A 20208-nucleotide genomic window follows, 5' to 3' on the forward strand; every position below is an offset into this window, starting at 1 on the left:
GCGGGAGCCGGACGACGGATTCTCGGGTCAGTGCTCCGTCCGGGACGTGACCAGTTCGGTCAGCACACCGTGGCAGTCCTTGGGGTGCAGGAAGGTGATCCGGGACCCCATCGACCCTGTCCTGGGCTCGTCGTACAGCACCCTGACACCCTTCTCCCCGATGTCCGCGGCGTCCGCGTCGACGTCCGCCGTACCGAAGGCGATGTGGTGCACGCCCTCACCGTTCTTGGCCAGCCATTTGCCCACGGCGGAGTCCTCGCGGGTCGGTTCCAGGAGCTGGAGGTACGAGGCGCCGCCGTCCGACGTCCCGTTGATCCTGAGCATGGCCTCCCTCACGCCCTGCTCCTCGTTGATCTCGGAGTGGTACACCTCGAACCCGTAGGTCGAGCGGTAGAACTCGACGGTCTTGTCGAGGTCGACACAGGCGATTCCGATGTGGTCGATTCGCGTCAGCATGGGACCAGTGCAGCGCTCGGCGGATGGTTACGCAACGTGCGCGCGATCACACCCGCTGCCGGATGACGAGTGAGGTACCGCTCAGTACATTCAAGTAAACCCTCGTTCACAATCGATCCCAAGGGGCTGCGCCTCATGTCAGGAACGACCGGATCCACCTCAGTGATCGTCGCGGGCGCCCGTACGCCCATGGGCCGCCTCCTCGGCTCCCTGAAGAGCTTCTCCGGAGCCGACCTCGGCGGCTTTGCCATCAAGGCGGCGCTGGACCGGGCCGGCATCGGCGGCGACCAGGTCGAGTACGTGATCATGGGCCAGGTGCTGCAGGCCGGGGCAGGGCAGATGCCGGCCCGCCAGGCAGCGGTCAAGGCCGGCATCCCGATGAACGTCCCGGCGCTCACCGTCAACAAGGTGTGTCTCTCCGGGCTCGACGCCATCGCCCTGGCCGACCAGCTGATCCGCGCCGGTGAGTTCGACATCGTCGTGGCCGGTGGCCAGGAGTCCATGACGAACGCCCCCCACCTGCTCCCGAAGTCCCGCGAGGGCCACAAGTACGGCGCGATCGAGATGCTCGACTCGATGGCGCACGACGGCCTGACCGACGCCTACGAGAACATCCCGATGGGCGAGTCCACCGAGAAGCACAACACCCGCCTCGGCCTGGAGCGTGCGGCCCAGGACGAGATCGGCGCCCTGTCGCACCAGCGCGCCGCCGCGGCGCAGAAGAACGGTCTCTTCGAGGCCGAGATCACCCCGGTCGAGATCCCGCAGCGCAAGGGCGACCCGGTTCTCTTCTCCAAGGACGAGGGCATCCGCGCCGAGACGACCGTCGAGTCCCTCGGCAAGCTGCGCCCCGCCTTCGCCAAGGACGGCACGATCACGGCGGGCACCGCCTCGCAGATCTCCGACGGCGCCGCCGCGGTCGTCGTCATGAGCAAGGCCAAGGCCGAGGCGCTGGGCCTGGACTGGATCGCCGAGATCGGTGCGCACGGCAATGTGGCGGGTCCGGACAACTCCCTCCAGTCGCAGCCGTCCAACGCGATCCGCCACGCCCTCAAGAAGGAGGGCATCGGCGTCGACGACCTCGACCTGATCGAGATCAACGAGGCGTTCGCGGCCGTCGCCCTCCAGTCCATGAAGGACCTCGGCGTCACCTCGGACAAGGTCAACGTCAACGGCGGCGCCATCGCGCTCGGCCACCCGATCGGGATGTCCGGCGCCCGCGTGGTGCTGCACCTGGCGCTTGAGCTCAAGCGGCGCGGCGGCGGCACCGGGGCGGCGGCGCTGTGCGGCGGCGGCGGTCAGGGCGATGCGTTGATCATCCGCGTTCCGGGCAAGTAGTCGGTACGAGCGAGCGAGGAGGCCGAGCGTGAAGGCGGACGTCCCCACCCTGGTCGAGCAGGCCCGTGAAGGCAGGCCCCGGGCCGTGGCCAGGCTCATCTCCCTGGTGGAGGGGGCGTCGCCGCAGCTGCGCGAGGTGATGGCGGCGCTGGCGCCCCTGGCGGGCAACGCCTGCGTCGTCGGCCTGACCGGATCACCGGGTGTCGGCAAGTCGACATCGACATCGGCGCTCGTCTCCGCCTACCGGCGGCAGGGGAAGCGGGTCGCCGTGCTCGCGGTCGACCCGTCGTCGCCGTTCTCCGGCGGCGCGCTCCTCGGGGACCGGGTCCGGATGTCGGACCACGCGTCCGACCCGGGGGTCTACATCCGCTCGATGGCCACGCGCGGCCATCTGGGCGGGCTCGCCTGGTCGGCTCCGCAGGCCATCCGGGTGCTGGATGCCTCGGGCTTCGACGTGATCCTGGTGGAGACGGTGGGCGTCGGCCAGTCGGAGGTGGAGATCGCCTCCCAGGCCGACACCTCCGTCGTCCTCCTCGCCCCGGGCATGGGCGACGGCATCCAGGCGGCGAAGGCCGGAATCCTGGAGATCGGCGACGTCTACGTCGTGAACAAGGCCGACCGGGACGGCGCCGACGCCACGGCCCGGGAGCTCAACCACATGCTGGGCCTCGGGGAGTCCCGGGGACCCGGCGACTGGCGGCCGCCGATCGTGAAGACGGTCGCCGCCCGGGGCGAGGGCATCGACGAGGTCGTCGAGGCGCTGGAGAAGCACCGGGCGTGGATGGAGGAGCACGGCGTCCTGGCCGAGCGGCGCACGGCCAGGGCCGCCCGCGAGGTCGAGACGATCGCCGTCACCCGGCTCCGCGAACGCATCGGCGACCTGCACGGCGACCGCCGCCTGGACGCCCTCGCGGCACGCATCGTGGCCGGCCGCCTCGACCCGTACGCGGCAGCGGACGAACTGGTGGCGGGGCTCACCGGGGAGGCCTGACCGGCCCTGTTCCCGGCACGGCGTGCGGCCGCGCCGGGAACGGGGACGGTGCCTGGGCGACAGCCTCAGTCGTCGTCGCCCAGGTCGTCCCCGGGACCGTCGTCGTCCCCGTGACCGTCGTCCGAGCGGTCCACCGTGACCTGGGCCGACTTCGCGTCCACGTTCAGCTCGTGCGCCCTGCCGTCCTCGCCCCGGACGTCCACCTCCCAGTGAACCGCCCCGCCGCGGCCCTCCAGCTCGATCGAGGTCACCGAGCCCGGGGACGCCTCGATCGCGGCGGCGACCGCCGCGCCGAGCGTGACGGGGGCCGACCGCGGGGCGTGGCGGTCCCGGTCGTCGTTGTCGTCGGACGTGTGCTTCCCGAGCACCCTGCCGCTGCCCGCGTCCACCGTCACGTCGTGCCAGACCTTGTCGGAGCCGTACACGTCGAGCTCCCAGACCTGTCCGCCGTCCTCGTCGTCGAGCTCCGCCCCGGTCACCGTGCCCGGGACGGCCCGGACGGCGGACGAGGCCGCTTCGAGGGCGGTGACGCGGGCGGCGGCACCGCCGTCCGCGGCCCGGCCGCCGTCGTCCGTGAAGGCCATGGCAGTGGCGGCTCCACCGCCGACGAGCACGGCAGCGGTGGCGGCGGCGATGACGATCTTTCGCTTCATGAGGGTTTCCTCCCCGATCGGATCAGTCCGTTGCGATGCGGTCCACACTGACGGGGCGATGCTGAACGCAGCCTGAAGCCATCTGAAGCCTTCTTCAGCTTCGGTTTGCGACGCTGTGCACATGCGCCTGTTGATCGTGGAGGACGAGAAGCGGCTGGCGATCTCCCTGGCCCGGGGGCTCACCGCCGAGGGGTTCGCCGTGGACGTCGTCCATGACGGCCCGGAAGGGCTGCACCGGGCCTCCGACGGCGCGTACGACCTCGTCGTCCTCGACATCATGCTGCCGGGGATGAACGGCTACCGGGTCTGCGCCGCCCTGCGCGCCGCCGGCCACGAGGTGCCGATCCTGATGCTGACCGCGAAGGACGGGGAGTACGACGAGGCGGAGGGGCTCGACACGGGGGCGGACGACTACCTGACCAAACCCTTCAGTTACGTGGTGCTGGTGGCCCGGGTCCGGGCGCTGCTGCGGCGCCGGGGCGGCTCCGCCTCGCCGGTGGTCACGGTCGGCACCCTGCGCATGGACACCGCGGCCCGCCGGGTCCACCTGGGTGAGGGCGAGATCGCCCTCACGGCGAAGGAGTTCGCCGTGCTGGAACAGCTCGCGCTGCGGGCCGGCCAGGTGGTCAGCAAGGCGGACGTCCTGGAACACGTCTGGGACTTCGCCTACGACGGCGACCCGAACATCGTCGAGGTGTACGTCAGCGCCCTGCGCCGCAAACTCGGGGCGGCCTCCATCCGGACGGTGCGCGGCGCCGGCTACCGGCTGGAGGCGCCGTGAGGTCCGTACGGGCCAGGGCGGCGCTCGGCGCCACCGTGGTGGTGGCCCTGGCGCTGGCCGTCGCCGGGCTGGCCGTCCTCCTCGTCCTGCGCGCCAACCTCACCGACCAGGCCGGGCTCCAGGCCGAGGTGGCGGCCCGGGAGGTCGCGGGGCAGCTGGCTCTGGACGTGCCGTACGACGAGCTGAAGACGGGCGACGAGGAGGACCACCCCGTCCAGGTGACCGACGAGGAAGGCCGGGTGGTGGCCGTCTCCAAGGACCTGGAGGCGATCTCGGGCACCGGTACGGACCGGGTCACCCCCGTCCCGCAGCCCTCGCCCCGGGGGGACCGCAACGGCGACGACGGCGGCGACGGCGACGGCGATGACGATGACGACGACGTGACCGGCAGCGCCGACCCCGCCCGCGGTGAGGTCTCCACCGACGACCCGGACTTCACCAACGGCACCGCCACCGTCGACGGCGACCGCGCCGACTACCGGTTCGCCTCCGTCGAGGCCACGGACTCGGCGGGGCTCACCCTGACCGTGCACGCCGGCGCCCCGCTCGCCGCGGAGCAGCGGGCCGTCGCCAGCGTGCGCGGCGCCATGCTCACCGGACTGCCCGTCGTGCTCCTCGTCGTCGCCGGCGTGACCTGGCTGGTGACGCGGCGGGCCCTGCGCCCGGTCGAGGGCATCAGGCGCGAGATGGCCGCGATCACCGCGTCCGAGGATCTGAGCCGGCGGGTGCCGGAGCCCGGCTCGCACGACGAGATCGCGCGCCTGGCCCGTACGACCAACGAGACGCTCACCGCGCTGGAGGCCTCCGTCGAGCGGCAACGGCGCTTCGTCGCGGACGCCTCGCACGAACTGCGGAACCCGATCGCCTCACTGCGCACCCAGCTGGAGGTGGGCGCCGCGCACCCCGAGCTGCTGGACGTGCCGGGCGCGGTCGCCGACACCGTCCGGCTCCAGGCGCTGGCCGCCGATCTGCTGCTGCTGGCCAGGCTGGACGCGGGGGAGCGGCCGGGTACGGCCCGGCTGGATCTCGGCGCGCTGGTCCACGAAGAGGTGTCGCAGCGCACCGGCGACCGGATCCCGGTGACGGTGTCGGTGCCGGAGGGCGGCGGCTTCGAGGTGACCGGATCACGCGGGCAGCTGGCCCGGGTGATCGGCAACCTGCTGGACAACGCCGAGCGGCACGCGCGCACAGCGGTCGCTGTCGCCGTGCGCGGGGAGCGCGGCGGTGTGGTCGTCGAGGTCACCGACGACGGGGACGGGGTGCCCGGGGCGGAGCGTGAGCGGATCTTCGAACGGTTCGTCCGCCTCGACGACGCCCGCACCCGTGACGAGGGCGGGGCGGGCCTGGGCCTCGCCATCGCCCGCGATGTGGCCGTACGGCACGGGGGCCGGCTGACGGTGACGGACGCGGGGGAGAGGGGCGCCCGGTTCGCGCTGTGGCTGCCGGACGCCCGCTGAACACCCCGGGGGGTCAGGCCTTGCCGCGCCGCCCGCGCAGATGGTCGGCGACCGGGGCCAGGGCCGTGTGCAGCTGCTCCAGGGCGTCCGGCGTCAGCAGGTCCATGAAGTGCTTGCGGACCGACGCCACGTGGTGCGGCGCGACCTTGCGCATCGTCTCGGCGCCGGTCTCGGTGAGGACCGCGTACAGCCCTCGGCGGTCGGACTCGCAGTTCTCCCGGCGGACCAGGCCCGCGCTCTCCATGCGGGTGATCTGGTGCGAGAGCCGACTCTTGGACTGCAGCGTGGCACCGGCCAGATCGCTCATCCGCATGCGCTGGCCGTCCGACTCCGAGAGGTTGACGAGGATCTCGTAGTCGTTCATGGTCAGGCCGAACGGCTGGAGGTCCTTCTCCAGTTGGTGCGTCAGCAGCCTGCCGACGTCCAGGTGGGTGCGCCAGGCGCACTGCTCCGCGTCGCTCAGCCAGCGAGTGGCCGTCTCGGTCTCCATGTATGGATTCTACCTAAGAAGTTGAAAGCCGGACGAAGTGGGGGAGTGTGGCGCCGGGCACGCGCTCGCAGGCTGGGCGCAGACGGTCGGCGTCACGTTCCGCAGACTACCGCTCACAAACCGAGGCGACGCTGGAGATCCCCCAGCTGACCGGGCGTGCGGGGTCCGGACCCAGGTTGACCCGCGCCCGGTACACCCGCTTGCTGCGGCACGGCGCCCGTCGGCTGCTCGGCCATCAGCAGCTCGGTGGACTGGAGCAGCACCGTACCGGCGCCCACGAACTCGAACTGGTGCTCCTCACCCGAAGCGCCCCCGATCCCCGTGAACGCCCGCAGCCCGCCCATCACGCCCGTCATGTAGCCGTGGTCGTAGTGGTGGCACGGCGAGGGGCAGTCCGCCCAGCCCACCAGCGCCTGCGGGTCGACCCGCAGCGGCGGCTCCATGAAGACCACCGGGCCGTTGGACGCGGCGACGAACTTCCCCGTGCCGATCAGCGTCAGGAACCCCGGCACGATCGACTGCTTCAGTGCCAGTGTCGGCTGGTAGGCGAGGAGGTTGCCGGACCGGATCGTCAGATTCCCGTTGTCCAGGTCGTACGAGTTCACGTCGAAGGCCCGGTCCGCGAGCAGCATCTTCCCGCTGCCCTCGGCCACCACCCAGTCGCTCGCGTGCAGCGGCGAGTGGAAGCTCGTACGGATCAGCCGCTCGAAGCGGCCGTGGCCGATGCCGTTGAACTCGATCCGCCCGTAGTAGGCGATCATCTTGCCCTTCTGCAGGAACCACTGGCTCCCCTTGAGCTCCACACAGAAGGTGTACGCGTTGACGTTGTCGTCCGACGGCAGCGTCATCGGATCGAAGACCACGGGCGTGCTCACAGCTTCTCCTCCGACGCCTGGACGTACACCGCACCACTGCCGCTGAGCTCCAGCTGGAACGCCTCGCCGGAACCCCGGCCCACCATGTCGCGCCAGCCGAGCGCGGTGGAGAGCTTGTTGCGCACCTCGCCGTGGTGGGCGACATAGGCCTGCGGGTCCACGTGCACGTCGCGGCCCGGGGCGATCGGCAGCTCGATGACCCCGCCGTGCGCCATCACCGCCACCGCGCCATGGCCCTTGAGTGTGGTGGTGAACAGGCCCTGACCGCTCACCTGGCCGCGGACCATGCCCATCACGCCGCCCTGCGATCCCATGAACATCGTGCCCTGCTGGAGCGTCCCGTCGAAGGCGAGCAGCCGGTCGGCCTCCACGTAGAGGGTGTCCCCGGCCAGGTTGATCACCTGGATGTGGTGGCCGCCGTGGCCGAACATCACCGTGCCGCTCCCCTCGACCGTCATCAGCGGGGTCGCCTCGTTCGCCATCCGGCGCCCGATCATCGACATGACACCGCCCTGGCCGCCCTGGATGTTCGGCGTGAACGACACCTCGCCGCGGTAGGCCAGCATCGCGCCGCGCTGGCTGAACATCTTCTGGCCGGGGATCACCGTCGCCTCGACCATCTTCGAGTTGATCTCGCGGAACGGCATCAGACGTTGCCCCCGATCGTGTTCCGCTCGCTGGGCTGGACGTAGACGAGTCCCTCGCCCTCGAAACGGATCTGGAAGGACTCGCCCGATCCTTCGCCCATCAGCGTCCGGAAGTTCACCCCGGACTGGAAGTGCTGCTGGAGGTTGCCCTGGTGGGCGATGTAGGCGCCCGGATCGACGAAGAGCGGGTACTGGGCGGAGACCCGCAGGACCACGGCCGAGCCGTCCGACATGATCGCCGCCTGCCCCGTCCCCTCGACGGTGGTGGTGAACAGGCCGTTGCCCGTCGCGCCGCCGCGCAGCCCGGTGAACGTGGTGCCGGTGCGCAGCCCGGCGTCGGTGCAGAGCAGATTGCTCGCCTCGACGTACAGCTTCTCGCCCCGCAACGAGACCAGGTTGATCTCGCTCGCACGGTCGGCGAAGAAGCAGGTGCCCTGCCCGGTCACCTCCATCACGGTCATCTGCTCACCGGTCAGCCGGCGGGTCACCATGCCGCGCAGGCCATCACCCCCGCCGGTCATCTTCTTGAACGTCATCCGGCCGTCGTACGCGACCATCGAGCCGTTCTTCGCCTTGACGGCGTCGCCGGTCAGGTCGACGGCGAGCGTCTTGCTGCCTTGGAGTCGGAACATTGCCACCCGGCGACGGTAGCGGCAGGGGCCGCCGCCGGGACAGGGTCTGCGTCACGATCCGGCCCCTGAACCGCCCCTGATACGCATCCGGTACCGGATGCGGACGTAATGGGGACGTATCCGGTACGGAGCGGACACGCCGAGAGGTCCCGGGGGCCGCCCCCGCTGCCGGGGACCGCGTGCGCCGATGCCACAATGGGGACCGCTTGTGCCTGCGTTCACAAGCTGTCACCGTCCTCCCACCGAAGGTGCCCCCGTGGACATCAAGACCGCCACCGCCCTGCACCGGCTGCGCCTCATCTCGATTCCCGAGGCGCTGTCCTTCCCCGCGCTGATCCTGTTCGGCTCGGTTCTGAGCCGGATCTCCGACATCGACTTCCTGATGATGCCGCTCGGCATGCTGCACGGCGTGCTCTTCGTGATCTACGTCGTCCTGCTGCTGGACGTCTGGAACAAGACCAAGTGGCCGCTCAAGCGCGTCGCGTTCTTCTTCGTGCTCTGCGTGCTGCCCTTCGGCGGCCTGTACGGCGACAAGGTGCTCAAGCGCTACGAGACCGACGGCGTCATCGCCGCCCGCGCCCGCCGGGAAGGCACGGTCAGCGCATGATCGTCGCCTTCTCCGTCAGCCCGCTGGGTGTCGGCGAGGACGTCGGCGAGTATGTCGCCGACGCCGTCCGGGTGGTCCGCGAGTCCGGGCTGCCCAACCGCACGGACGCCATGTTCACCTCCATCGAGGGGGAGTGGGACGAGGTCATGGACGTCGTCAAGCGCGCCGTCGAGGCCGTCGAGGCGCGCGCCGGACGGGTCTCCCTCGTGCTCAAGGCCGACATCCGCCCGGGTGTCACCGACGGCCTGACCTCCAAGGTCGAGACGGTCGAGCGCTACCTCGCGGACTGACGCCGCGTCCCGCCCCTCCCCGTATTCCGGTGAGCCTCCTGGGCGAGGGGCGGGTTAGGGTAACCTAAGTTCATGCTGGCTACAGTCCTGGACCGCGGGCGCGACGAGGTGTCCACGGCGGTCGCGCTCCGATGGGCCGAGCCGTCTGTGGGTGGTGCGGAGGTGTCCGCCCCCTATCTGCTCGCCACCGCCGTCTTCGACGGGTCTCCGCCGGCGGTCCCGATCGTCTCCGGTGTGCATACCCACTCCGACGGGCTGCTGGTCTGGCCGCACCACGGTTCGCTGACGCTGCACACCCGTCACGCCATGCGCCGGCTCGTGCCCGGGCAGGGGGTCTGGCTGCCTCCCGGCACCCCTCATGACGCCTCGGCCGATCCGGGCAGTGTGAGCTGCTACACGTACGTGACCCGGGCGGCGATTCCGTCGCACTGGTCCGCCCTGCGCCCGCTGCGGGTGCGGCGTGCCCTCCAGGAGATGCTGCTCCACCTCGACGCCACCGCGATGCCCGATGATCTCCGGCTGCGGACCCAGCGCGTCGTCATCGATCTGCTGGAGGAGGACCCGCATCCCGCCATCGACGTCCCCGTCCCCGCGGACGGGCGGATCCGCGCCCTGGCCGACGACGTCATGCGCGATCCGGAGAGTGAACTCTCGCTGGAGGCGTGGGCGGCGCGGCACGCGCTGAGCGTACGTACCGTCACCAGGGCGTTCAGCCGCGACGTCGGCATGTCCTTCGCGCGGTGGCGTTCGCTGGTGCGGATGTCGGCGGCGACGACGCTCCTGGCGCAGGGCCGCCCCGTCAACCTGGTCGCGCACCGCTGCGGCTACTCCACGACGAGTGCCTTCTCCGCCGCCTTCCGCCGGGTGACCGGAGTCAGTCCGACCGAGTATCTGCGCGAGCAGACGGTGCCGGCGCAAGCCGGTCGCTGAGCGCGTCCGCGGTGCGTGAGAGGGCCCCCGGAGTCGGGGGCCCTTTCGCGTAGGCGGACGCGCTCGCCCGGGATGCGCTCATCTGAGGTGTGGCCGAATCTCGACACATCATGGCCAGTCCGCGCCCCCTGTCGGCAGTGCGGCTCTTTAACGTTCACTTAGGTGAGGGTTACCTAAGTTGAACGGTGGCTTCGCTCGTATCCGCGTCGCCCCGCTGCGGTCGCCCTCCCCCTACACCCGCCGTCGCCTCACCGCGGCGTGCCCAGATCCGAGGAGAAGCATGTCCAGATCCATCCCGGCCGGACGCGGCCCGGGCGCCGTGGTGCGCCTCGTGGCGTTGGCGGTCGCGGCCGTCGTCGTGCTGGCGGGCTGCGGCAGCGGCGGTTCTGAACCGGACACGGCGAAGGCGAAGGCCGGTGCCGCGTCGGGCGCCTTCCCCGTGAGCATCAAGCACGGCCACGGGACCACGACGATCAAGGCGAAGCCCAAGCGCGTCGTGGCCGTCAGCTGGATGTCGCTGGACGTGGTCGCGGCACTGGGCACGGTCCCCGTCGGCGTCGACGAGCAGTGGGGCGGCGACAAGCAGGGCTACACCCCCTGGTTCCGCAGCACGGTCGAGAAGCTCGGCGGGCCGCTGCCCGAGACGCTGAACTACGGAGACGCCGGCGAGATCGACTTCGAGCAGATCCTCTCGCTGAAGCCCGACCTCGTCGTCGGCCTGTACTCAGGCATCACCGATGTCGACTACAAGCGCCTCTCCGAGATCGCCCCCACCATCCCGTACCTGAACAAGCCCTGGGACGGCGGGACCTGGCAGGAGATGACCCGCACGATCGGCAAGGCCATGGGGGAGACGAAGAAGGCCGAGAGCCTCGTCACCGACGTCCAGGGCCGGCTGACCGCGGTGACCGAGGAACACCCCGAGTTCAAGGGCAAGACCTTCACCTACGGACTCGCCCTCACTCCCGGGTCGACGGAGCTCGGTCTCTATCTCAACTACGACGCCCGTGTCCGGCTGCTGACCGAGATGGGCTTCGTGAACACGCCGTCGATGGAGTCGATCGCGTCCACCGCGAAGGGCACCAACTGGTACGGCGGCGTCAGCCTGGAGAAGCTCGACACGATCGAGGCCGACGTCTTCGTCGGCTGGGCCAACGGCGCCGACGAGGTCCCGTACACGCTGGAGGACCCGCTGTTCTCGCGCTGGAAGCCGATCGCCGCGAAGAAGTACGCGTTCGTGCAGGACCCGACGCTGGGCATGGCCACCAGCGGTCCGTCGGTGCTCTCCATCCCCTGGGCGCTGGAGCGCTACGTCCCGATGCTCGCCGACGCCGTCGCGGGCAGGGGCAACACCGGCGCGGACTCCTGACCGCCGTCCGCCGCTGCCCCAGGTGACGCCCTCTCCCAAGGACAACCATGACGACCGCCCCACCCACGGGTGACCTCACCACCGGTACGGCGCACGATGTGCCGGGCCCGCGCCGCGGCGCGGGCCCGGCCCCGCGCACCCGGAACCGCCTGCTGATCCTGCTGGCCGCGACCGTGCTGCTGCTCGCCGTCGCCGTCCTCAGCGTGATGGTCGGCGCCCGGTCCATCGCTCCCGGCACGGTGTGGGACGCGCTGTTCCACTTCGACGACTCCGACGAGCACGTGATGGTGCGTGAACTGCGCGTGCCGCGCACGGTGATCGGGCTGGTCGTCGGCGCGGCCCTCGGCCTCAGCGGCGCGCTGATCCAGGCGTTCACCCGTAACCCCCTGGCCGATCCCGGCATCCTCGGTGTGAACGCGGGCGCGAGCCTCGCGGTGACGTTCGCCGTCGCCGTACTCGGGTACACCGGCGCCGGCCAGTTCATCTGGTTCGCGCTGGCGGGGGCCTTCGGGCTCACCGTGCTCGTCTACACGCTCGGCTCGATCGGCGCCGACCGGGGCAGCCCGGTCAAACTCACCCTCGCGGGCGTCGCGTTCACCGCCGTGTGCGGCGGCTTCACCTCCGCCATGGCCCTCAAGAACACGACCACGTTCGACATCATGCGGTTCTGGGGCGTCGGCTCCATCGGCGGCCGGTCGCTCGACATCCTCCCCATCGCCCTGCCGCTGATCGGCGCCGGGCTCGTCCTCGGGCTGTGCAGCGCGGGCTCGCTCAACGCCCTTGCGCTGGGTGACGACCTCGCCCGGTCCCTGGGCACCCGTCTCACCCTGACCCGGGTGGTCCTGGTCCTCGCCGTCACCCTGCTGGCCGGGACCTCCGTCGCCGTCGCCGGTCCGATCTCGTTCGTCGGGCTGATGGTGCCCCACATCGTGCGCTGGTTCACGGGGCCCGACCAGCGCTGGATCCTGCCCGTCACGATCATCGTCGCGCCCGCCTTCCTGCTGGCCGCCGACATCATCGGACGCGTGCTCCTGCCCTCCGGCGAGATGCGGGTCGGACTCGTCACCGCGCTCGTCGGCGCACCCGTCCTCGTCGCGCTCGTCCGGCGCCGGAAGGTGAGCACCCTGTGACCCCAGGAACAACGAAGCGGGCCGCGACCGCCGGCACCACGGACCCGGCCGCGCCGGACCGGGTCGACTTCGGCCGGGCCGTCTGGACCTGGCGGCGGGCCGGAACGGCTCTGCGCATCGAGCGCAGGTCCGTCCTCGTCTGCGCCGCCCTGGCCGCCGTCGTGGCCGCCCTCGGTGTCCTCGCGCTCGGCACCGGGTCCATCTCGCTCAACCCGGCCCAGGTGCTGTCCGCCCTGTTCGACCCGGACGCCGACTCCCGCGACCGGCTGGTGGTCGTGACCTGGCGGCTGCCCCGGCTGCTGTTCGCGATCGTCTGCGGCGCGGCCCTCGCCATCAGCGGCGCGCTCTTCCAGTCGCTCACCAAGAACCCGCTGGGCTCGCCCGACGTGATCGGCTTCGCCTCCGGTTCGTACGCGGGCGCCAGCGTCGTGATGCTCGTGCTCGGCACCGCCAACTACCTCGCGGTCGCCGCGGGTTCGCTGACCGGCGGGGCGCTGACCGCACTCCTGGTGTATCTGCTGGCCTACCGGGGCGGGCTGGCCCCCTTCCGTCTCATCATCGTCGGGATCGCCGTCGGCGCGTTCCTCAACTCCCTCACCTCGATGCTCCTGCTCTCCGTCAACCCGCAGCAGGCGATGCTGGCGGCGAGCTGGGGAGCGGGTTCCCTGAGCGGACTCGGCTTCGAGCAACTGTGGGCGACGGCGGTCGTCTTCGTCGTCCTGCTGATCTGCTCGGCGGCCGTGGTGCGGCCCCTGACCCATCTGGAGCTGGGCGACGACGCGGCCGTGGCCCTCGGGGTCAGGGCGCAGCGCGCACGGCTCGCGGCCACGTTCGTCGGGGTCGCGCTCACCGCGCTCGTGACCGCGGCGGTCGGCCCGATCTCCTTCATCGCGCTCGCCGCACCGCAGATCGCCCAGCGGCTGACGCGCGGCTCCACCACGGTGCGGATCGTCCCGGCTGCGCTGACCGGCGCCGCGGTCCTGGTCGGCGCCGACTTCATCGCCCAGCGCATCGACCTGCCCGTGGGCGTCGTCACGGTGTGCGTCGGCGGGGCCTATCTGGCCTGGCTGCTCGCCCGCCAGTACGCGGGGCGGCGCGGATGACCGCACCGGCCCCGTCGCCCCGAGCCCGCCCCGCCGCCCCCGCCGCCCTTCCAGGAGTACCCGTGACCCTCACGACGCAGCGCACCCGGACCCCGGTCCCGGCCAGGCTGGAGGTGCTCGACGCGTCCATCGGCTACGGCCGGCGGCCCGTCTCGGAGCACCTGGACGTACGCATCCCGGACCGGTCGTTCACCGTCATCATCGGCCCCAACGCCTGCGGCAAGTCGACTCTGTTGCGTGCCGTGTCCCGGCTGCTGAAGCCCAGCGCCGGAAGGGTCGTCCTCGACGGCCGGTCCATCGCGGAGTACGGCTCCAGGGAAGTGGCACGGACACTCGGACTGCTGCCGCAGACCTCGCTGGCGCCCGACGGGATCACCGTCGCCGATCTGATCGCCCGGGGGCGTCACCCGCACCAGAAGCTGATGCGCCAGTGGACCCGGCAGGACGAGCAAGCCGTACTGGACGCCATGGCGGCCACCTCCGTCACGGAGCTGTCCGGCAGACCGGTGGACGAACTCTCCGGCGGCCAGCGCCAGCGCGTCTGGGTGGCGATGGTCCTCGCCCAGCAGACCCCGATCCTGCTGCTGGACGAACCGACCACCTTCCTCGACATCGCCCACCAGATCGACCTGCTGGAGCTGTTCACCGATCTGCACCGCGCCGGGAACACGCTCGTCGCCGTACTCCACGACCTGAACCACGCGGCGCGCTACGCGAGCCACCTCATCGCCATGCGCGACGGCCGGGTCGTCGCCGAGGGCACCCCGCAGGAGGTCGTGACCGCCGCCCTCGTGAAGGACGTGTTCGACCTGCCCTGCCAGGTCGTCCCCGACCCGGTCACGGGCACGCCCATGGTCATTCCCCTGGGCCGGCAGCGGGACGCCCGGTGAAGGGGACCACCACCGCCCGTACCGGCGGCGGTCAGGGGCCGAACTCCGTCCCGGCCCTGTTCCGGGTCGCGCTCCTGCACGACGGCCGCGGGCTCCGGCTCACCCTCACCACCCTCGCGTTCATGGTCCATCAGCTCTGCGAGGCGCTGGTGCCGATCCTCATCGGCGTCGTCATCGACCGGGCACTGGCGCCCTCGGACCGCTCCGCCCTGCTCGGGTGGCTCGGCGTGCTCGGTGTGGTCTTCGTCGTCCTGTCCCTGTCGTACCAGCGGGCTTCGACGGCCATGGTGGACGTCTACGGCCACGGCGAGCACGAGCTGCGGCAGCGTGTGATGACCCGGCTGCTGGACCCGCGCTCCCTGCGCCGCCGGCCAGGCCCGGGGGAGGCGCTCTCCCTGGTCTCCTCCGACACCTACCGGGTCGCCGGGGTGTCCTGGAGCGTCGTGCAGCAGGCCTCGACCGTCACCGCGATCCTCACGGCGTCGACGGCGCTGCTCATGATCTCCGTGCCCCTGGGACTGGGTGTCATGGCCAGTACGGTCCTGGTGCTCGTCGTGATGCGGCGGGTCTCGATGCCGCTGGAGGCCAGGGGGATGGCGGAGCAGAGTTCCGCGGCCCGGGCGGGCGAGGTGGCCACCGACCTGATCACCGGGCTCCGGGTGGTCATCGGTATGAACGCCCGGCCGGAGGCCGCCCGCCGCTACCGCACCGCGAGTGAGGAGTCGAGGCGCGGAGCCGTGGCCACCGCGCGCTCGCTTCTGGCGTACGGCAGTTTCAGCACGCTGCTGTCGGGGGTGTTCCTCGCCGCGCTCGCGACGGCGTCGGGGTATCTCGCCCTCGACGGCGACATCACCGTCGGGCAGCTCGTCACCGTCCTCGGACTCGCCCAGTTCCTCCAGGGCTCGCTGGCCCATGTCGGTACGTTCGCCTCCAACTGGATCCACAAGCGTGCCTCGGCCCGTCGTCTGGGCGATCTGCTGGACGAACCGCCGCTGATCGACACACCCGAAGCCGCTTTCGCGCCCGCCTCCGCTTCGGCTTTGGCCGTCGCCGTCGCCGCCGCCGCTTCCACGCCCGCCCCTGTCGCCGCTTCCGCCCCCGCCCGCGCGCTGCGGTGGCATCCGCCCGGGCACGGCGAGCCTCTCGACCTGCGGCCCGGCGAACTCCTCGGCGTCGTCCCCCGCGACCCCGGCCACGCGAGGGAGCTCAGCGACCGGCTCGGCTACCGCGTCCCGCTCCGCCGCGGCGAACTCCTGGTCGGCGGCGTCGACGCCGTCGACCTCGGCCCGGATCCGGTGCGCGCCCGCATCGCGGCCCCTCCCCACCACGGTGCGGTGTTCTCCGGCACCCTGCGCGTCAACCTCACCCCCGCCGGGGGCGAGTGCGACCCGGCCGTACTGCGAGCCGCGATGCTCGACGACGTACTCGAACGGGTCGGGGGCGACCGGGCCGAGGTCGGCGAGCACGGCCGCAGGCTCTCCGGCGGCCAGCGTCAGCGCCTGCTGCTCGCCCGCGCGCTGCACACCGAAGCCGACCTCGTCGTCCTCGACGAACCCACCACCGCGGTCGACCCGGTGACCGAACAGCGCATCGCCGAAGGGCTGCGCGGCCTGCCCTCCACGACGCTCCTGATCACGACCAGCCGGATCCTGCTCTCGGCCTGCGACCGGGTCGTCGACCTCGGCGGCGGCCACCCCGAACCGAACGGAACCAGCCGGTGACCCCCGCGCACGGCACCTTGCCCATCGCCGGCCCCCGGCGCACCCGCCAGGAGCTCGTCCGCCGGCTCGGCGCCCACCGAGGCCGGCTCGCCGTCCCGCTGCTCACCCTGCTCGGCGGTACGGCCGTCACCCTCGCCACGCCCCCGCTCCTGGGCGGCATCGTGGACACCGTCGCGGACGGGGGCGGGCGCGGCCGCGTCACGGTGCTCGGTGCCGTCCTTGTGCTCGTCGCCGTCGCCGGGGCCGCACTCGCCCACACCGGCGGCCGGATGCTGGTCGTACTCGTGCAAGGTGTTCTCGCCACGCTGCGCGAGGACGTGTTCGAGACCGCGGTCCACCTGCCGGCGAGCACCCTGGAGTCCTCGGACAGCTCCGATGTCGTCTCCCGTGTGACACGCGATGTCGAAGCGATCTCCGAAGCGGCCTCCGACGTGCTTCCCGACGTGACCGACGCGAGCTTCACGATCGGACTGAGCCTGGTCGGCCTCGCGGTCCTCGACGTCCGCCTGGCCCTCGCCGGCCTGATCTGCCTGCCCGTCCACGTGCTCGCCACCCGGCAGTTCCTCGCCCGCTCGCACCTCGTGTACGCGGACATCCGCCGGCTGGAGTCCACCCGTGGCCAGTCCGTCATAGAGGCGGTGCACGGCGCCGAGACGATCCGTAGCTACCGGACCCAGGGCAGGCACCTCGGCGAGCTGGCCGCACACAGCGAACTGGCCATCGCCCGGCAGCGCGACGGTGTACGGCTGCGCAACCGGTTCACGGGCCTGCTCAACGCGGCGGAGTTCCTCGGCCTCGCGGCCGTGCTCGTCACGGGCTTCGCACTCCTCGGCTCCGGGGCCATCTCGGTGGGCGCCGCCACGGCCGCGGCCCTCTACTTCCACCGCCTCTTCGGTCCCGTCGGGGCGCTGCTGGGGAGCCTGGACGACATCCAGCGGGCGATGGCGGGGCTGTCACGGCTCGTCGGCGTCACCGACCTGGGCCGCGTCCGCGGCCCGGGTGGCGGCGGCACCGATGACGGCGGCATCGGCGACGGCCATGCGCGGACCGGGGCCCCGCGGACGCGTCAGTGCCCGGCGGTCGACGTGAAGGGCGTCTCGTTCTCGTACGACGGGACGCGCCAAGCCCTGCGCGACGTCTCGCTCCACGTGCCCGCGGGCACGAGCCTCGCGCTCGTCGGTGCGAGCGGCTCCGGCAAGAGCACGCTGGCCCACCTGATCGCGGGCCTGAGCGAACCGGACCGCGGAGAGATCACCGCCGCGGACGCGGAGGCCACCCGGACCCCGGCCCGGTATCTGGTCACCCAGGAGATCCATCTGTTCGGCGGCACCCTGGCGGACAACCTGAGGATCGCCCGGCCCGCCGCCACCGACGACGAACTCCGCCGGGCCCTCGGCGAGGCCGGAGCCGGCTGGGCGCTGGAGACGCCGGCGGGGCTCGACACCGTCCTCGGCGACGGCGGCACCCCCCTCGACGACGGCGCGGTCCAGCACCTGGCGCTGGCCCGCGCGCTGATCGCCGACCCGGACGTCGTCGTCCTCGACGAGGCCACCGCACAGTCCGGCCCGCAGACCCGCACGCCGCTGCGGACGGCTCTGGAACGCGTCACCCGCGGACGCACCAGCGTGATCGTGGCGCACCGCCTGGAACAGGCGCGTGAAGCGGACCGCATCATCGTCCTCCGACGCGGCGAGGTCGCGGAGCAGGGCACGCACGACGAACTGCTGGCCTCGGCGGGGGAGTACGCCGCCCTCTGGGACGCGTACACCGGCACCGGCCCTCGCCCGATTCCGGACCAGCACACCCGTACCCACACGAAGGAGCAGCACTCATGACCATCTACCGCGCTGTGGTGGCCCGCGTCCGGCCGCTCACCCCCTCCATGGCCCGCATCACGTTCCACGGCGAGGACCTCGCCGCGTTCACGTCCACGGGCGTCGGCGACGAGTACGTGCGTCTGTTCTTCCCCCACGGCGCCGACCGCACCGATGTCTCCCTGCCCGAATCGACGGAGAACGGCGGCTGGCGGACCCCCGAAGGGCAGCCCGAGGCCCCCGTCCGCAACTACACCATCCGGTCCGCCCGCCCGGAGGCCGGTGAGATCGACATCGACTTCGTGCTGCACGGCCACGGGACGGCGTCCGGCTGGGCCGCCGCCGCGCGCCCCGGAGACGTGATCGGTCTCAACTCTCCCGCCGGCCTCTACAGCCCCCCGGCAGACCTCGCCTGGCAGGTCCTGGTCTCCGACCTGAGCGGTCTGCCCGCCGCCGGACGCCTCGTCGAGAACGCCCCGGGCGGCGTCACAACCCGGGCCGTCCTGGAGGTCCCCGACGCGGCCGCCGTCCAGCCGCTCCCGGACCGGCCCGGCGTCCGGGCGACCTGGACGTACGGCGGCAACGGCCACGGCCCGAGCCGCCTGGCCGAGCTGGTCGAGGCCGCGATCCCGCCCGGCACCGACCTGACCGGCGGCTACGTGTGGGTCGCCGGCCAGACGAACGCGCTGCGCGCCGTACGCCGCTATCTGCGCAAGGAGCTGAAGCTTCCCGCCGAGCGCTTCAAGGTCGTCGGCTACTGGATGCCGGACGGGGACACCTGGACCGAGCGCTACGAGGCACTGCCCGCTGACGTGCGGTCCGAACTCGACCGCATGTGGGACAACCCGGCAGACGAGCCCGAGGACCTCACCATCCGGTACGAGGAGCGGCTCAGCACGCTGGGTCTGTGACCCGGGGGACGGCCCACCGGCCCTGCTGCGGCACGGCCGGTGCCACCGCTCACCCGTATTCGGACCGAAGTTCGAGACAGGGGGGACCGACATGTGGCCAATGGGTAAGGTCGACGGCGTGCCGAAGCCGCTCAGTCTCCCCTTCGATCCCATTGCCCGCGCCGACGAACTCTGGCAGCAGCGCTGGGGCCCGGTGCCCTCCATGGGGGCGATCACCTCGATCATGCGTGCGCAGCAGATCCTGCTCGCCGAGGTCGACGCGGTCGTCAAACCGTACGGACTCACCTTCGCGCGGTACGAGGCACTGGTGCTGCTCACCTTCTCGCAGGCCGGTGAGCTGCCGATGTCCAAGATCGGCGAGCGGCTGATGGTCCACCCCACCTCGGTGACGAACACCGTGGACCGGCTGGTGCGCTCCGGGCTTGTGGACAAACGCCCCAACCCGAACGACGGCCGCGGAACCCTCGCCTCCATCACCGACAAGGGCCGTGAGGTCGTCGAGTCCGCCACCCATGAGCTGAACGCGATGGAGTTCGGCCTCGGGGTGTACGACGCCGAGGAATGCGCGGAGATCTTCGCCCTGCTGCGCCCGCTGCGCATCGCGGCCCAGGACTTCGAGGAGGTCTGAGCGGACCCTCCGAGAGGGGCCGTTCCGGCCCCCGGGCCCGCTGCAAGATCGCCCCGGGTGTCCGGTTACGCTCGATGGCATGAAACGCAGTGTGCTGACCCGCTATCGGGTGATGGCTTACGTCACCGCCGTCATGTTGCTGATCCTCTGCGTATGCATGATCTTCAAGTACGGCTTCGAGAAGGGTGAGGGGCTGACCCTCGTCGTCTCCCAGATCCACGGCGTGCTGTACATCATCTACCTGATCTTCGCCTTCGACCTCGGCTCCAAGGCGAAGTGGCCGATGGGCAAGCTGGCCTGGGTGCTGCTCTCCGGCACCATCCCGACGGCCGCGTTCTTCGTGGAGCGCAAGGTCGTCCGCGAGGTCGAGCCGCTGATCACGGACGCGTCCTCCGCCGTGACCGCGAAGGCCTGACCCGATCGTTCCGATCCGTACGGCCTGATCCGAACGCTCCGAACCGAACGACCTGATCCGAACGGTCCGATTCGAGCGGC

General features: G+C 71.5%; 22 protein-coding genes. 16 read left to right on the plus strand and 6 right to left on the minus strand.

What is annotated here, in order from left to right; translation table 11 throughout:
- Positions 1-27: 27 nt before the first annotated feature.
- Entirely contained in the window at positions 28-456 is a 429-nt protein-coding gene (gene mce / locus ABT025_RS07240) for a methylmalonyl-CoA epimerase (RefSeq protein WP_350990797.1), read from the minus strand.
- Positions 457-591: 135 nt separating this feature from the next.
- Here mce and ABT025_RS07245 point away from each other — a divergent pair, with 135 nt between their 5' ends.
- Both ABT025_RS07245 and meaB read left to right on the plus strand, forming a co-directional pair.
- The gene (locus tag ABT025_RS07245; protein WP_350990799.1) at positions 592-1794 is read left to right on the plus strand and encodes an acetyl-CoA C-acetyltransferase; all 1203 of its coding nucleotides are present in this window, start codon (positions 592-594) and stop codon (positions 1792-1794) included.
- 28 nt (positions 1795-1822) lie between these two features.
- The gene (gene meaB / locus ABT025_RS07250; protein ID WP_350990801.1) at positions 1823-2785 is read left to right on the plus strand and encodes a methylmalonyl Co-A mutase-associated GTPase MeaB; all 963 of its coding nucleotides are present in this window, start codon (positions 1823-1825) and stop codon (positions 2783-2785) included.
- A gap of 65 nt (positions 2786-2850) precedes the next feature.
- Here meaB and ABT025_RS07255 read toward each other — a convergent pair whose 3' ends face one another.
- The gene (locus tag ABT025_RS07255; protein WP_350990803.1) at positions 2851-3438 is read right to left on the minus strand and encodes a PepSY domain-containing protein; all 588 of its coding nucleotides are present in this window, start codon (positions 3436-3438) and stop codon (positions 2851-2853) included.
- A 121-nt stretch (positions 3439-3559) separates the two neighbouring features.
- On the opposite strand from ABT025_RS07255, the gene ABT025_RS07260 reads away from it, so the two are divergent.
- On the plus strand, positions 3560-4219 hold the full coding sequence (locus tag ABT025_RS07260) for a response regulator transcription factor (protein ID WP_350990805.1): 660 nt from the start codon (positions 3560-3562) through the stop codon (positions 4217-4219).
- Positions 4216-5676, plus strand: a complete 1461-nt coding sequence (locus ABT025_RS07265; protein ID WP_350990807.1) for a sensor histidine kinase — start codon at positions 4216-4218, stop codon at positions 5674-5676. Before ABT025_RS07260 ends, ABT025_RS07265 begins: the two co-directional genes overlap by 4 nt.
- Before the next feature lie 13 nt (positions 5677-5689).
- On the opposite strand, the gene ABT025_RS07270 is transcribed toward ABT025_RS07265, so the two are convergent.
- The 4 genes from ABT025_RS07270 to ABT025_RS07285 form a co-directional block, all read right to left on the minus strand.
- Positions 5690-6166 carry a MarR family winged helix-turn-helix transcriptional regulator gene (locus ABT025_RS07270; RefSeq protein ID WP_350990809.1) on the minus strand — a complete coding sequence of 159 codons (477 nt, stop codon included), beginning with the start codon at positions 6164-6166 and terminating at the stop codon, positions 5690-5692.
- A 113-nt stretch (positions 6167-6279) separates the two neighbouring features.
- Complete coding sequence (locus ABT025_RS07275) at positions 6280-7041, minus strand: AIM24 family protein (RefSeq protein ID WP_350990811.1); 762 nt, start codon at positions 7039-7041, stop codon at positions 6280-6282.
- Positions 7038-7688: an AIM24 family protein gene (locus ABT025_RS07280; protein WP_350990813.1), complete on the minus strand. Its 651-nt coding sequence runs from the start codon at positions 7686-7688 to the stop codon at positions 7038-7040. The genes ABT025_RS07275 and ABT025_RS07280 overlap by 4 nt, the downstream gene beginning before the upstream one ends.
- A complete protein-coding gene (locus ABT025_RS07285) occupies positions 7688-8320 on the minus strand; it encodes an AIM24 family protein (protein WP_350990865.1) in 633 nt (210 codons plus the stop codon). Before ABT025_RS07285 ends, ABT025_RS07280 begins: the two co-directional genes overlap by 1 nt.
- Before the next feature lie 256 nt (positions 8321-8576).
- Between ABT025_RS07285 and ABT025_RS07290 the strand changes: the two genes are divergently transcribed.
- The 12 genes from ABT025_RS07290 (at position 8577) to ABT025_RS07345 (ending at position 20128) form a co-directional block, all read left to right on the plus strand.
- Positions 8577-8927, plus strand: a complete 351-nt coding sequence (locus tag ABT025_RS07290; protein WP_350990815.1) for a DUF3817 domain-containing protein — start codon at positions 8577-8579, stop codon at positions 8925-8927.
- Positions 8924-9217: an MTH1187 family thiamine-binding protein gene (locus ABT025_RS07295; RefSeq protein ID WP_350990817.1), complete on the plus strand. Its 294-nt coding sequence runs from the start codon at positions 8924-8926 to the stop codon at positions 9215-9217. Before ABT025_RS07290 ends, ABT025_RS07295 begins: the two co-directional genes overlap by 4 nt.
- Before the next feature lie 72 nt (positions 9218-9289).
- Positions 9290-10147 carry a helix-turn-helix domain-containing protein gene (locus ABT025_RS07300; protein ID WP_350990819.1) on the plus strand — a complete coding sequence of 286 codons (858 nt, stop codon included), beginning with the start codon at positions 9290-9292 and terminating at the stop codon, positions 10145-10147.
- A 280-nt stretch (positions 10148-10427) separates the two neighbouring features.
- Complete coding sequence (locus ABT025_RS07305) at positions 10428-11516, plus strand: iron-siderophore ABC transporter substrate-binding protein (protein WP_350990821.1); 1089 nt, start codon at positions 10428-10430, stop codon at positions 11514-11516.
- Positions 11517-11563: 47 nt separating this feature from the next.
- Positions 11564-12646 (plus strand): FecCD family ABC transporter permease, encoded by a 1083-nt coding sequence (locus tag ABT025_RS07310; RefSeq protein WP_350990823.1) that lies wholly within the window; start codon positions 11564-11566, stop codon positions 12644-12646.
- Entirely contained in the window at positions 12643-13749 is a 1107-nt protein-coding gene (locus ABT025_RS07315; RefSeq protein WP_502971896.1) for a FecCD family ABC transporter permease, read from the plus strand. Before ABT025_RS07310 ends, ABT025_RS07315 begins: the two co-directional genes overlap by 4 nt.
- Positions 13746-14639, plus strand: coding sequence for an ABC transporter ATP-binding protein (locus tag ABT025_RS07320; protein WP_502971897.1), 894 nt, complete (start codon positions 13746-13748; stop codon positions 14637-14639). Before ABT025_RS07315 ends, ABT025_RS07320 begins: the two co-directional genes overlap by 4 nt.
- Entirely contained in the window at positions 14636-16360 is a 1725-nt protein-coding gene (locus ABT025_RS07325) for an ABC transporter transmembrane domain-containing protein (RefSeq protein WP_350990825.1), read from the plus strand. The genes ABT025_RS07320 and ABT025_RS07325 overlap by 4 nt, the downstream gene beginning before the upstream one ends.
- Positions 16357-18195, plus strand: coding sequence for an ABC transporter ATP-binding protein (locus ABT025_RS07330; protein WP_350990827.1), 1839 nt, complete (start codon positions 16357-16359; stop codon positions 18193-18195). Before ABT025_RS07325 ends, ABT025_RS07330 begins: the two co-directional genes overlap by 4 nt.
- Positions 18192-19085 carry a siderophore-interacting protein gene (locus ABT025_RS07335; protein WP_350990828.1) on the plus strand — a complete coding sequence of 298 codons (894 nt, stop codon included), beginning with the start codon at positions 18192-18194 and terminating at the stop codon, positions 19083-19085. Before ABT025_RS07330 ends, ABT025_RS07335 begins: the two co-directional genes overlap by 4 nt.
- Positions 19086-19203: 118 nt before the next feature.
- Complete coding sequence (locus ABT025_RS07340; RefSeq protein WP_350990830.1) at positions 19204-19713, plus strand: MarR family winged helix-turn-helix transcriptional regulator; 510 nt, start codon at positions 19204-19206, stop codon at positions 19711-19713.
- 79 nt (positions 19714-19792) lie between these two features.
- Positions 19793-20128, plus strand: coding sequence for a DUF3817 domain-containing protein (locus tag ABT025_RS07345; protein WP_350990832.1), 336 nt, complete (start codon positions 19793-19795; stop codon positions 20126-20128).
- The last annotated feature ends 80 nt before the right edge of the window (positions 20129-20208 follow it).

The sequence above is a fragment of the Streptomyces sp. NPDC002809 genome, assembly GCF_040295435.1.
In the GTDB taxonomy this organism is placed as follows: Bacteria; Actinomycetota; Actinomycetes; order Streptomycetales; family Streptomycetaceae; genus Streptomyces.

Coding starts and splice junctions, on each gene's coding strand:
- mce (WP_350990797.1), bottom strand. CDS start 456: ATGCTGACGCGAATCGACCACATCGGAATCGCCTGTGTCGACCTCGAC.
- ABT025_RS07245 (WP_350990799.1), top strand. CDS start 592: ATGTCAGGAACGACCGGATCCACCTCAGTGATCGTCGCGGGCGCCCGT.
- ABT025_RS07255 (WP_350990803.1), bottom strand. CDS start 3,438: ATGAAGCGAAAGATCGTCATCGCCGCCGCCACCGCTGCCGTGCTCGTC.
- ABT025_RS07260 (WP_350990805.1), top strand. CDS start 3,560: ATGCGCCTGTTGATCGTGGAGGACGAGAAGCGGCTGGCGATCTCCCTG.
- ABT025_RS07270 (WP_350990809.1), bottom strand. CDS start 6,166: ATGGAGACCGAGACGGCCACTCGCTGGCTGAGCGACGCGGAGCAGTGC.
- ABT025_RS07280 (WP_350990813.1), bottom strand. CDS start 7,688: ATGCCGTTCCGCGAGATCAACTCGAAGATGGTCGAGGCGACGGTGATC.
- ABT025_RS07285 (WP_350990865.1), bottom strand. CDS start 8,320: ATGTTCCGACTCCAAGGCAGCAAGACGCTCGCCGTCGACCTGACCGGC.
- ABT025_RS07295 (WP_350990817.1), top strand. CDS start 8,924: ATGATCGTCGCCTTCTCCGTCAGCCCGCTGGGTGTCGGCGAGGACGTC.
- ABT025_RS07300 (WP_350990819.1), top strand. CDS start 9,290: ATGCTGGCTACAGTCCTGGACCGCGGGCGCGACGAGGTGTCCACGGCG.
- ABT025_RS07305 (WP_350990821.1), top strand. CDS start 10,428: ATGTCCAGATCCATCCCGGCCGGACGCGGCCCGGGCGCCGTGGTGCGC.
- ABT025_RS07310 (WP_350990823.1), top strand. CDS start 11,564: ATGACGACCGCCCCACCCACGGGTGACCTCACCACCGGTACGGCGCAC.
- ABT025_RS07320 (WP_502971897.1), top strand. CDS start 13,746: ATGACCGCACCGGCCCCGTCGCCCCGAGCCCGCCCCGCCGCCCCCGCC.
- ABT025_RS07335 (WP_350990828.1), top strand. CDS start 18,192: ATGACCATCTACCGCGCTGTGGTGGCCCGCGTCCGGCCGCTCACCCCC.
- ABT025_RS07345 (WP_350990832.1), top strand. CDS start 19,793: ATGAAACGCAGTGTGCTGACCCGCTATCGGGTGATGGCTTACGTCACC.